The following is a 10,572-nucleotide window of genomic DNA, read 5'->3' as shown; positions in this document are numbered from 1 at the left end:
TTCAAACTTGTCTAGACTACGCCACTCCTCAGGCTCGATACCCATCTGTTTAGAGAACCGCATTACCGACAACGCAAACTTTTTCTGTGTTCCTCTAGGCCTGTTCTTAAGCCACTCTTCAACTTCCGCGTGTTGTTCCATGTATTTTTCAAAGGCTTGCATAACTACAACTACATGTTCTCTTCATTTAAAACTTGTGCTAACGCATTTTCTCCTATTAAAGGAATTACTACAAGAATCTCACAAATGGGTGTAATATTCTACCTGTGTTTCCTAAAGAGTTTGTATTCTTTAAACAAGATTTTGTTTCAAGACCCGTTTCATCCGAGTTCTTTATTCCACTAACTTTCTCAACTGCTTTGCAAAGATATCTTCTGCTTGGAATCATAAAAGAAGCAGTCTTCATTGGCATGATGCCTTTGACATCCTTTTTTAGGGTGGTGTAAATGAAAATTATCAAATGAAACATAAAGCCTTTGTGGGATATTTTTTAAGAAGAATGCTCTTTATCGCTTTCCTTCAAGGTTTTGACTGTAACATATTTCAGTTTTCGTAATATAGTAGAAGCAGCAATTTGACTTAAATCCTAAATTATCGTATTGTTTATTCAGTGTCAAGATATGAGCAACAAACTATCATCCAAAGACTTCATAACTCTTGCAAGGGCATTCTGGAAAAACCACTTACAAGTAAAATACCAAAACCCTGATGCTTGGATAAGCTACTTGACAAAATAGAAGGTCTTCAAACCTTTCTTCATAGCTAATTCTTTCTTTAAAACGACAGTTAGGCAAGATTTCGTAAAAAAGTAGGATCTAGTAGTGTTATGCTGCGACAGGTATGATGCTTTCAGCAATTTGTCTTCTCGATGTGGAATATTTACCCTCGGTTTCGTTTCTTGCAACTACTATTTGTGATTCTAATCTTTGTTTGGATTCTGGTGCTAAATCCTTCGATTTCGCAATGTTCTTTTCAATTTTGTTTACTTCCTTTTCTGCATAGCGTCTCATGTCTTCAACTTTCTTCAGTGCATCTACTTTGATTTTCTCAATTTTGTCAAAGTCTTTCTGAACGTCTTTTACTCGTTTGTTCAGTCTTTCTATTACCTTTTGCAGCTTTTCGCTATATTCTCGTTCGGAAGTACCGCCCATTTTCTTGAACACCTCTCAAATCTGTCGTCTGTCGCAATACTTAATAAAGTTTATGTCTTATTGATAAGCAAAAACACATAAAACTAAAAACTTCTGTTAGCTCTAAAATCAAACATCACCAATTCGATTTGGCGTCTATTAGCCGCCTATTTGGAATCAAAATAAAATCCAGAGGGATTCAGGTGCTACACACAGCCTAAAGCTCACTTTCATATTTTAAACCTATAATATAGGGTCTAGTTTATGGGTAACGCACACACTCCAACCGTACCCTCCAACACTACTATAAAGAACAAGCATCCCAAACATTCCTTGGAGAAAACAGCCAATTGGCGAAATGCCAAATCTGCAGCATCCACTCACCTCTAATCTCAGCTCAACTAGGCATTTGCCTAGACTGCATCCGTTCAAACCCGGAAAAAGCTCTACAAATTAGCAACCAAATCCACGCCGAAACTAGGCAAGCTTTCAACTTACCCGCAAACCCGCCAAAAACACCCGATGGCCTTCAATGCGGCCAATGCGCCAACAAATGCAAAATAGCCGAAGGCAGAAAGGGATACTGCGGTCTCGTGGAAAACCAAGATGACAAGCTAGTACGCCACGGTGGAACACCCGAAAAAGGCATACTGCAATGGTACCACGACCTGCTACCGACAAATTGCGTCTCATGGTGGTTCTGCCCAGGATGTACAGGCGCAAGCTACCCAAAATACGCCTACAAACCAAAAGCAGAGATAGGCCACTCAAACCTGGCCGTTTTCTACGGCAGCTGCAGCACAGACTGCCTTTTCTGTCAAAACTGGCACTACCGAAACCTAGCCCGAAAACACAAACCAACAATTTCAGCCGAACAGCTGGCATCCAAAGCATATGAAAAAACCTCATGTATCTGCTTCTTTGGAGGCGACCCCTCCACTCAAATGCCCCACGCCCTGAAAACAAGCCAAATAGCCTTAACAGAAGCCTTAAACAAGAACCGAATACTACGCATCTGTTGGGAAACAAACGGTCGAATGCTCCCAAACTACGCAGAACAAGCCGCAGAGTTTTCACTGAAAAGCGGTGGAAACATGAAATTCGACATAAAAACGTGGGATGAAAACCTTAACAAAGTGTTATGTGGAACATCAAACAAAGCAACCCTTGAAAACTTCCAAAAAATAGGCAAAAAATACTACAATCAAAGACCAGAACTCCCCCTTCTAACCGCCAGCACACTTCTAATACCAGACTACGTGGACATAAAAGAAGTGGAAAATATCGCCAAATTCATTGCAGAGGTAAACCCTCAAATCCCCTACACCCTCTTGGCATTCTTTCCAGCATACATACTAAACGATTTGCCAACCACAAACAGAAAAAACGCCAACAACTGCTATGACATTGCAAGAAAATACTTAGACAACGTAAGAATAGGCAACATCCACCTGCTTTCGTAGATAATCCAGACACGAAAACATCTATAAAAGAAGCTATGAAATAGTCGACAAGGGTGAACAAAGATATGTTGCTAGTCCAAATTTCTGATACCCATTGCGGTTCAATGTTTCGAAACAAGGTTTTACAAGATGCTATAAGAGAAATTAACGCCATGTCTCCAGACGTAGTTCTAGTAACTGGAGATTTAACTGAAGACGGATTGATGTCCTAATTCCAGACAGTTGCAGCACAAATGAAGAAGTTGAAAGCTGACAAGGTTATTTATGTAAGCGGAAACCACGACTACCGCTCTACGGGATACCTACTTTTCAGACGATTGTTTCCCTTCTTACAAATAACCGATATAGAGGACATCGTTATTGTCATAGTTAGCTCTGCAAGGCCAGACAGAGACGACGGAGAAGTAGGTCACAGACAAAATCTCTGGCTTGAAAGCGCCCTCGCAAAGCATCAAGATAAACTGAAAATAGTGGCAATCCATCATCACATAATTCCTGTTCCAGAACGGGTGCTGATCAAATCACTGTCATAGACGCGGGCGACGTTCTGAGAAGCCTAACAAAATCTAAAGTAGACCTTGTGTTATGTGGACACAGACACAGACCGTGGCGATGGCAAATCGAAAACATGAAGATAATCCACGCTGGAAGCGCGTCTTGCGAAAAACTCCGTGGTTTCTTCTGCAACTCCTACAATGTCATAACGATAAAGAAAAACCGAATAGAAGAAAAACTGAAAATAGTAAATAGCGATTTCGTCGACTTTGACGACATAGTGAAAATGAGAGAGGTTTTGCAAGCATTCGACATAACACAGTAAATAGCTTCGTCAACACGCAAAAGTTAGAAATTCTATTAGCCACCGTGGGAGACCGGAATCAAAACTAACTTGTCTCCATCTCTAACTCTAGTTTTGAGTCCATCCAGCACACCTATCTCTTTATTGTTCAATAAAACGAGCACATTTGGTCGAGGGTCGTCGAGTTCTGAATCAATCAAAGCCTGTTTAAATTCGGATGAGAAAGAGTTTGTGAGTTCAGAAATAACATCTTTAACAATTGCAGAGCTGTCAATTTTCAGCGAGACAGTGCTTTTTCCGGCTAGTTCTCGTAGAACGCCTACAAGGTTTACTTTTATTGTGATTGTCAGCTTTATCATTCCAGATTAAAATTTTATGCTGTTTTTTATCAGGAAATTTGACAAAATCGCATTACGCTTTTTCTCCAGTGAAAAGCTCAACAATATCGGACGCAATCTGTAAGATATCGTCAACATGCTCAAATGTCTTAGGAAGCTTTGAATCAGGTGTTTGGGAAAGCTTCTGTATTGTCCGCTCAATTTCGATTAAACACTTAAGCACGGGTTCGTCAGTTGATTGTTCTTGGTTGTAAAATGCTTGATATACAATGGATTCTATGAAGGCGGGGTCACCTAAGCTGTAGTATATTGCTGCTTGTGCCTTTCTCATGGCTTCAAGAATTAAACTGTGTGCGATAGAAGGCGTTTTCTGAGCTGCTAGAAGTTCTGCCTTTGCCTCTCTTAAGTAGCGGAGCGCCCATCCTTTCCTGTAATCACCCATTGTAGACATCTAGTCTTCAACTCCTACTCTTCCTCTTCTTCAGCGCCTTCTTCTGCTTCTCCTGCATGCGCAATTGATTTTAACCTGGTAATATATCCTGCTATCCTATTTCTAAGCTTAGCCGAAGAAATTTGAGCTAACGATTCTACAACTTTCTTATTGTTTTGAAAGTCGGTACTAAACTTATCTGGATATAGTGCTACTAGTTCGCGGGCGCTTTTTTTCACATGTTCTGGCCGCACTTTCCCCAAAGTTTTCATTCATCCTTACAATTCTTTCCTCTTTTGGCATTTTTTAATAATTGTGACTTCCATAAAAGCAATTTGGTTATGTCTGTTCTATTTCGAAAAAACTCTCAAAGTTTTTGAAAATCTGTTCAGCCACTTCTGATTTTTCTTTACTTTTTATTTCAGCTATTGCACCTGCCACTTGAGGTATAAACGTGGGTGAGGTCATTTCTCCTTTAAAAGGAGGTTCGAAGTAGCGGACGGGACCATCGGTTTCAGTCAGCAAATGGGTGAGGGGAATTCGACGTACAATGTCCCTTATGTGACTTGAATAAACTGTTAGAGGGCCTTCAGTGATATAATATCCACGTTCCACTATTTCAGGCAGTAATTTCATCGGATTGCTAAACCAGTGTAACAGTACTTTTTTGATGTTGTAAGAGGAAAGTATGTCCATAATTTTCGATGTGGTTCCTCTTGAGTGAATAATTGCTGGCAAGGAAAGTTTTTCGCTTAGCTGCAACATCTTGCAAAACACTTCATACTGCATGTTAAGAAGCTCTTGTTTTCCTTCCTTCAAATACTTGTAGTCTAAGCCTATTTCACCAATTGCAACTACTCTTTCATGCTGTTTATGGTTAAGGATCAAGTTTGTTGTGTGTTCTAATTCGTTTGGAAGCAGTCCTTTGATGTTCCACGGGTGGATTCCCAAGGCAGCATAGACAACTTTAGGATGTTTTTCAGCTAGTTTAATGCTTTGGAGACTTGTTTGCAGATTCATCGAGTTAGACACCAAAGCAACAACGTTTGACCTTTTAGCGTCTTTTATAATTTCGTCGATGTACGCTTCGTATTCTGAATCTGACAGATGTACATGCGCGTCTACGAATCTCATGGCTTTTTCAGTGTTCGTTGCTGGTTTTTATGTATTGCTGTGTGACTGCTAAGAAAGAATTTTGTCTGAGAACTGAGGATAAGGGTTAAATACTGGCTTAAATAGAAAAAGAGGCTACAGAGATGGTTAAATGGCTAATTTAGAGTTGTCTATTGCGCCTATGCACCGAATAATCAAAAAAGCCAAAGCTGACAGAGTGAGCGAAAGTGCAGCAAATGCCTTAGCAGTCGCCCTTGAAGATATTGGCATTAAAATCGCTAAAGAAGCGATTGAATATGCAATGCACGCAGGACGTAAGACTGTGAAGAAAGAAGACATCGAGATTGCTACGAGAAAAGTGGTAGGAAAATAGCTTCCTCTTCCCTTTTTTATCTTTAAGATGCTGGAAAAGTTATTTATGTGCTCAAACAAATCATAATGCTGGCTAGGGAAAAAATTGCGTTCGGATTATCTCCTATACATATTCGGCGTAATACTCTTAGTAGTGGTCTGTTACACCATATTCAATAGTGCCTCTTTAGAAGAACCTATGGGCGGAATGCTGATTTACAATGCGATTGTTTTTGTCTTAGCCCTGTTCGGAATTACAGCTTTCATTTTTGGTTACAGTCTGCGACCTAAGAAACAGAAACTGCTTTCCATCATACCTTCTCCAGCTGTTGAATCCCTTATGGAGTTAACACGAATAAAGGAATAGGTGAAAAAAGAGCTGAGCAACTGAAAGCGCTGGGTATTGCTACAGTAATAGCTTGCCGGCAGCTTCTGCTGAAGAGTTGGCAGAAAAACTACAAATCTCATCAAAAATCACTGATCATGGATTAAAAACGCTAGAAATCTGCTGTTAGAAAAATAGCTTTATAACATTTCAATCCTGATTATGTGTCGCTTTTCAAGACGTTTTATGGCGTCGAGAAACTCATTTTTCTTTTTTCCACTCAGCTTGAAGTGTAACAAGATTTCTCTTAGTGGCATTTTTACATGACCAAACCTAGTAAATTGCGCTCGCAGATAATTGACTACTTGCCTTTCCACACGTCCACATTTCCAAGTGGTATTACACACTAAGACGGCGAAAGCTTTCAAACGCCCTTGAGTCCTCCTTTTCTGGTAGCCCTGCCAACAGTTCTTTTCTCCAACTTCCTAATTATTCTAACAAACCTGAGACTTTAGAATTTTCCATTAAAATTCTGGGATTTTGTGTAAAAGCATCCCTTCTATAGTAACAGGATTCATCGATAAAGCTAAGTTATAAGCGTCGTTAAGCTTCGACGCTCGCTCAGCGTATACTTCAAACAAAACATCATTTCTCTTCACCTTGTATCCCCTCTTCCAGCGTAACGCGACTCCTGCCCCTTTTTCTCGGGGAGCTCCAGCCGCTCTAGCGATGGCAGTTATTGCAGCATTGCTGACGTTCGTTACAAATCCATCACAAGGCGCTTTAAGCGCCACGGTGTGTTGTCCAATGTTAATGTCATCGGGGCGAATTTTTGGGGGGCCTCCTTGAATTTCGATAATTTCTCGCATTTTTTCTAAAGCCTTTCCAGAAGCAAGGATTCCTTTAGCCAAATCCTTACCTTGGCCCGGTTGGGCTACAAATCCCATCTCTAGGAGTATACCTGCTAATGCTGTGGATTTTTCAGCTAGGCTTGCCGGTCCTTTTCCTTGTAGTGCGATTAATGCTTCTCGTGCTTCTAATGCTGGACCTACCATGTGCCCGACGGGTTGTCCTCCATAAGTGATGCCGCATTGAAGGTGTATGTTGAAGCGCTCACTTAGTTCCACGAAACTTTTAGCGAATTTTTTTGCACCTTCTACCGTAGTGACTTTTGCTCCTTCTCCTACAGGAATGTCAATTACTACATGATCTGCCCCAACTGACAGTTTTTTGGAAAGAATGCTTGCCAGCATTTGTCCAAAAGGGTCTATATCCAGTGGATGTTCAATACGAATTAGTAAGTCGTCAGCTGGTGCAATGCCGAGTTTTCCGCCCCAGACGATTGCTCCAGAGGTTTTTAATGCAATTTCTTTTAGTTCTGCGGCGTCGAATTCAACGTCAGCAACCACTTCCATTGTGTCAGCGGTTCCTGAGGCGCTGGTTATAGCGCGGCTGCTAGTTTTTGGAATCAACAGTCCAGCTGCTGCTACGATGGGAACGATTAGCAGTGTGACTTTGTTGCCCGGCACACCTCCTATGCTGTGTTTGTCATAGCATGGGCGGTCAAAATCGATTATCGTTCCTGTCTCAACCATGGCGCGGGTTAAGTATTCAATTTCGTCCATTGTTGAGCCATGAAATTCCTCGGCTAAAAGGAAAGCAGCAATCTGTACTTCGCCAAGTCTGTGGTTGACGACGTCTTGTATTATAGCGTGGTATTCTTCTTTAGTTAAAGGCTTGCCATTCATCTTCTTATGAATAAATTTTATCGATTCTGGCGGCTTCGCCGAGGAAACAGAGATTTTTGCGCCTTCTTTAACCTTGAATTCTTCATAAACATCTCTGAAAATTCCGATTTCTCCCTGTTTCAAATAAGATTTTGTAGTATCAACGAAGGCTACTGCCTTTCGTTTTCCAAAAGTGATTTTCACCCAATCGTGAGCTAAAATTCCGATTTCTTGAACGTCTTTTTCGTGAAGTAAAATCATTCGTTTGCCAACTTCTAAATCAATTATTTTTGCCTTGAGCTTAATCATCTGAAATTCCTCACAGCACGCTATTCAGAGGTAATTTAGATAAGTGTTATGTCTTCGTGGTTTCGCTCTTTTGGATGATTTTGTTTCTCGAAAATTTTCGTTGCGGTTAGTATCGTGTTTTACACTAACAAAATAATTCAGCAGGCTTGTGGAGTGTACGCACTAACACGTTAGGTTTACGTCTGCCTTTCTTGCTCGTAAACAACAGTCTCGCGTGTTTGTGTTCCAACAGGATATTCTGTTATTTGTTCCGTTGTCACACGATTCGGATCTGTTTGTTCTTGAGATGCCGCCTGAGCTGTTGCTCTTGTTTGTTGTGGTTGCGCTGTTGGTTTTAACGGTGCTACGGGTTGGGTTCGTGTTATAGAAGTTTTCTTTCGAATGCTTGGTTGCATTGAAAATCTGCCCCATATGTAAGCTTCGCGGAACCCACCACCCACAAACACAAGTACTCCAAACAAGATGAGGCCTATGTAAACGGTGGCGCTGCTTGCGGATAGTGTAACTATAGAAGCAAGTCCCCATATAATTAGAATCAAACCTAAGCCGCTTAGAAGACCATTGATAAATGCGCTCAATCTATGGTTTTCTATTTTTGTTTGCAAGTGAATCACAATTTTGAAGAGGTGTATTTGTGATATAATGATTATGAAATTGTAATAACGATGCTGAATCCGAGTCTAACTATGTAAATAACGAATGAGCATTCCAAAAAATTTTTAACATTATAGCGCTAGGCAGTGCATAAGGAGGCTTAATATGAAAAGTGTTGAATCTAAAATCAAAAGAGTAGTTTTTTCTAGGCTCTTTGAAGATGAGGACTTGCTTACGACTATTACTTCGACAGCTAAACAAAACAATGTCAATTCCGGCTTCTTCTTCCTCATAGGCACCCTGAAAAAAACAGTTTTAGGCTACTACAAAGAAGGAAAATATGAGCCAATTGAGAAAGACGGCCCGTTGGAAATAGTTTCGTGCATGGGAAACATTTCTGTTAAAGATAAGGCTGAGCTTGTTGTTCATGGGCATATAGTGGTTAGCGACAATAAAGGTGATGCTTTTGGGGGTCATATTTTGCCAGGATGTCTGGTTGGTGCGACAGCTGAGCTTGTGTTGGTTGAGGTGGAAAGTGGAGCCCTTAAAAGGGAGTTTGACGCACGAAGAAACCTTTACCTTTGGTTCCTAGAAAAGTAGCTATATGACTTGAAGCAAACTACTGCAGAATTTTCCGTAGTCTAACTCCATCTTCTCTTAGATAATAGTGGTCTTTCAAGTGCTCAATTTCAACATAGCCTAATTTTTTATAGAGTTCACGTGCAGCCACATTGTCAACTTTTACTTCTAAATAACAAACATTGACTCCTTTACTTCTAAGAATTTGTTCCAAATTCCAAAGTAGTCTCAGCCCTACTCCCCTTCTGCGAGCCTTTATGGCAACATCCAACGTGAAGACATGGCCCGCTTTTTCATTGTTCCTTTCATAAATCAATGCGATAATGAAACCTACAATTTCATCGTTCATCTGAGCCAAAAGGCTTATTGAGTTTGGGTTTCCTAAGAGAAATGCTGTTTGTTCCTTCGAAAAAGCTTCAGATGTGAAACATTCTTTTTCAATGCGGTAGAGCTTTTCTAAGTCGTGAACTTTCGCTTTCTTTATACTAATAGACATAACATCTTCTCTATTACTCATTTTTACACGAAGCTTATTAGAGGTTTCAAATTTTCGAATGAACGAATTTTAACCAAGTCTGGATAAGCTATGTCTTTGCCTACACCATATCTTTTTTCTATATTTGACGCTGAATATGTTTGCGCGCAACTTCACTTATTACTTCTTTTCTTGCCCGTATTTGAGAAAACATGTTAAGCTTACGTGCGTCTCTTTGAGTGATTAGACGTTTTGACAAATATCGGTAATCACATTCGCATTTGAAACTCACAAACTCATATGACTGTGTGTTTATGATTGGTTCCATTTTTGAAATCGGTGCGTCACATTCCGTTTGCTGTTTGTGTAGTTTCCACAAGATAACAAGTTCATCTAAAGTTAAAGGTCGTAATTTTTTAGCCTGAGTGAAGAACCAAAAACTATTTGCACCGAGTATGAACCAAAAGATCCATAACAGCAAATCCAGCATTTCTAGTACACTTGCCTTTGTAGAATATTGAAACATCTAAAACCTATCTTATTTAAATTATGTGAAATGAAAAGATAAATGCTTAACATTTTGAAGTCGGATTCAGAATGATAAATAAATCTTTTTTTGTACTTGTTTAAACCTGTACATGTGGGTCTTCTGAAAATCTTCTCACATGCCTCCTCCGGCGAAACATGGGTATAAAGAAAAATCACACGAAGATTCATCTTTTAACGTATATGCGCACTAAACGCGTTCAAATAACCGATTTGGCTGCACGCATATTAACTGGATATATCTCTAAACCCGAACATTTCTAATGGAACCCCCAGAAACTCTATCTAGCTGCTCACTCAAGGTATCAGAAATAATCTCTTTAACCATTTTTCCGCTTCAAACTCTACCAGTTGGGTTGGGTATTCTGACAGAATCTTCTTTATGCCCTCCTA

Annotated in this window: 16 protein-coding genes; 7 read left to right on the top strand and 9 right to left on the bottom strand. The window is 40.1% G+C overall.

What is annotated here, in order from left to right:
* Positions 1-824: 824 nt before the first annotated feature.
* Complete coding sequence (locus OEX01_08450; GenBank protein ID MDH5449012.1) at positions 825-1,151, bottom strand: hypothetical protein; 327 nt, start codon at positions 1,149-1,151, stop codon at positions 825-827.
* A 329-nt stretch (positions 1,152-1,480) separates the two neighbouring features.
* Here OEX01_08450 and OEX01_08445 point away from each other — a divergent pair, with 329 nt between their 5' ends.
* The 4 genes from OEX01_08445 to OEX01_08430 all read left to right on the top strand — a co-directional run bounded on the left by OEX01_08445 (position 1,481) and on the right by OEX01_08430 (position 3,413).
* Positions 1,481-2,593, top strand: coding sequence for a radical SAM protein (locus OEX01_08445; GenBank protein ID MDH5449011.1), 1,113 nt, complete (start codon positions 1,481-1,483; stop codon positions 2,591-2,593).
* Between the two features lie 65 nt (positions 2,594-2,658).
* Positions 2,659-2,805: a metallophosphoesterase gene (locus tag OEX01_08440; GenBank protein MDH5449010.1), complete on the top strand. Its 147-nt coding sequence runs from the start codon at positions 2,659-2,661 to the stop codon at positions 2,803-2,805.
* A gap of 21 nt (positions 2,806-2,826) precedes the next feature.
* Positions 2,827-3,126, top strand: a complete 300-nt coding sequence (locus OEX01_08435; protein MDH5449009.1) for a metallophosphoesterase — start codon at positions 2,827-2,829, stop codon at positions 3,124-3,126.
* Between the two features lie 95 nt (positions 3,127-3,221).
* Positions 3,222-3,413 carry a hypothetical protein gene (locus OEX01_08430; protein ID MDH5449008.1) on the top strand — a complete coding sequence of 64 codons (192 nt, stop codon included), beginning with the start codon at positions 3,222-3,224 and terminating at the stop codon, positions 3,411-3,413.
* Positions 3,414-3,448: 35 nt separating this feature from the next.
* Here the strand turns inward: OEX01_08430 and OEX01_08425 are convergent, their stop codons facing one another.
* From OEX01_08425 to OEX01_08410, 4 genes are all read right to left on the bottom strand, one after another.
* Positions 3,449-3,751: a MoaD/ThiS family protein gene (locus tag OEX01_08425; GenBank protein MDH5449007.1), complete on the bottom strand. Its 303-nt coding sequence runs from the start codon at positions 3,749-3,751 to the stop codon at positions 3,449-3,451.
* A 52-nt stretch (positions 3,752-3,803) separates the two neighbouring features.
* Positions 3,804-4,181, bottom strand: a complete 378-nt coding sequence (locus tag OEX01_08420) for a hypothetical protein (protein ID MDH5449006.1) — start codon at positions 4,179-4,181, stop codon at positions 3,804-3,806.
* Positions 4,182-4,195: 14 nt separating this feature from the next.
* Positions 4,196-4,423: a 30S ribosomal protein S17e gene (locus OEX01_08415; protein ID MDH5449005.1), complete on the bottom strand. Its 228-nt coding sequence runs from the start codon at positions 4,421-4,423 to the stop codon at positions 4,196-4,198.
* 76 nt (positions 4,424-4,499) lie between these two features.
* Positions 4,500-5,294, bottom strand: coding sequence for a TatD family hydrolase (locus OEX01_08410; protein MDH5449004.1), 795 nt, complete (start codon positions 5,292-5,294; stop codon positions 4,500-4,502).
* 130 nt (positions 5,295-5,424) lie between these two features.
* Here OEX01_08410 and OEX01_08405 point away from each other — a divergent pair, with 130 nt between their 5' ends.
* Positions 5,425-5,646, top strand: a complete 222-nt coding sequence (locus tag OEX01_08405; protein MDH5449003.1) for an NFYB/HAP3 family transcription factor subunit — start codon at positions 5,425-5,427, stop codon at positions 5,644-5,646.
* 84 nt (positions 5,647-5,730) lie between these two features.
* On the top strand, positions 5,731-5,991 hold the full coding sequence (locus OEX01_08400) for a hypothetical protein (GenBank protein ID MDH5449002.1): 261 nt from the start codon (positions 5,731-5,733) through the stop codon (positions 5,989-5,991).
* A 158-nt stretch (positions 5,992-6,149) separates the two neighbouring features.
* On the opposite strand, the gene OEX01_08395 is transcribed toward OEX01_08400, so the two are convergent.
* From OEX01_08395 to OEX01_08385, 3 genes are all read right to left on the bottom strand, one after another.
* A complete protein-coding gene (locus OEX01_08395) occupies positions 6,150-6,377 on the bottom strand; it encodes a hypothetical protein (protein MDH5449001.1) in 228 nt (75 codons plus the stop codon).
* 96 nt (positions 6,378-6,473) lie between these two features.
* The gene (locus OEX01_08390) at positions 6,474-7,985 is read right to left on the bottom strand and encodes an AMP phosphorylase (protein MDH5449000.1); all 1,512 of its coding nucleotides are present in this window, start codon (positions 7,983-7,985) and stop codon (positions 6,474-6,476) included.
* 176 nt (positions 7,986-8,161) lie between these two features.
* Positions 8,162-8,563 (bottom strand): hypothetical protein, encoded by a 402-nt coding sequence (locus tag OEX01_08385; protein MDH5448999.1) that lies wholly within the window; start codon positions 8,561-8,563, stop codon positions 8,162-8,164.
* A gap of 181 nt (positions 8,564-8,744) precedes the next feature.
* Here OEX01_08385 and OEX01_08380 point away from each other — a divergent pair, with 181 nt between their 5' ends.
* Complete coding sequence (locus tag OEX01_08380) at positions 8,745-9,179, top strand: DNA-binding protein (GenBank protein MDH5448998.1); 435 nt, start codon at positions 8,745-8,747, stop codon at positions 9,177-9,179.
* Positions 9,180-9,198: 19 nt separating this feature from the next.
* Here OEX01_08380 and OEX01_08375 read toward each other — a convergent pair whose 3' ends face one another.
* Positions 9,199-9,675 (bottom strand): GNAT family N-acetyltransferase, encoded by a 477-nt coding sequence (locus OEX01_08375; GenBank protein MDH5448997.1) that lies wholly within the window; start codon positions 9,673-9,675, stop codon positions 9,199-9,201.
* Positions 9,676-10,572 lie beyond the last annotated feature (897 nt).

The organism is Candidatus Bathyarchaeota archaeon (assembly GCA_029882535.1).
Lineage (GTDB): Archaea > Thermoproteota > Bathyarchaeia > Bathyarchaeales > SOJC01 > JAOUKM01.
The sequence above is the reverse complement of the archived record's forward strand: the minus strand, read 5'-3'. Positions and strand labels throughout refer to the sequence as shown.

Bases quoted from the DNA above. Each gene is read 5' to 3' on its own strand.
- OEX01_08410 (MDH5449004.1), bottom strand. From the start codon at position 5,294: ATGAGATTCGTAGACGCGCATGTACATCTGTCAGATTCAGAATACGAA.
- OEX01_08390 (MDH5449000.1), bottom strand. From the start codon at position 7,985: ATGATTAAGCTCAAGGCAAAAATAATTGATTTAGAAGTTGGCAAACGA.
- OEX01_08380 (MDH5448998.1), top strand. From the start codon at position 8,745: ATGAAAAGTGTTGAATCTAAAATCAAAAGAGTAGTTTTTTCTAGGCTC.
- OEX01_08425 (MDH5449007.1), bottom strand. From the start codon at position 3,751: ATGATAAAGCTGACAATCACAATAAAAGTAAACCTTGTAGGCGTTCTA.
- OEX01_08430 (MDH5449008.1), top strand. From the start codon at position 3,222: ATGAAGATAATCCACGCTGGAAGCGCGTCTTGCGAAAAACTCCGTGGT.
- OEX01_08375 (MDH5448997.1), bottom strand. From the start codon at position 9,675: ATGAGTAATAGAGAAGATGTTATGTCTATTAGTATAAAGAAAGCGAAA.
- OEX01_08440 (MDH5449010.1), top strand. From the start codon at position 2,659: ATGTTGCTAGTCCAAATTTCTGATACCCATTGCGGTTCAATGTTTCGA.
- OEX01_08405 (MDH5449003.1), top strand. From the start codon at position 5,425: ATGGCTAATTTAGAGTTGTCTATTGCGCCTATGCACCGAATAATCAAA.
- OEX01_08435 (MDH5449009.1), top strand. From the start codon at position 2,827: ATGAAGAAGTTGAAAGCTGACAAGGTTATTTATGTAAGCGGAAACCAC.
- OEX01_08450 (MDH5449012.1), bottom strand. From the start codon at position 1,151: ATGGGCGGTACTTCCGAACGAGAATATAGCGAAAAGCTGCAAAAGGTA.
- OEX01_08420 (MDH5449006.1), bottom strand. From the start codon at position 4,181: ATGTCTACAATGGGTGATTACAGGAAAGGATGGGCGCTCCGCTACTTA.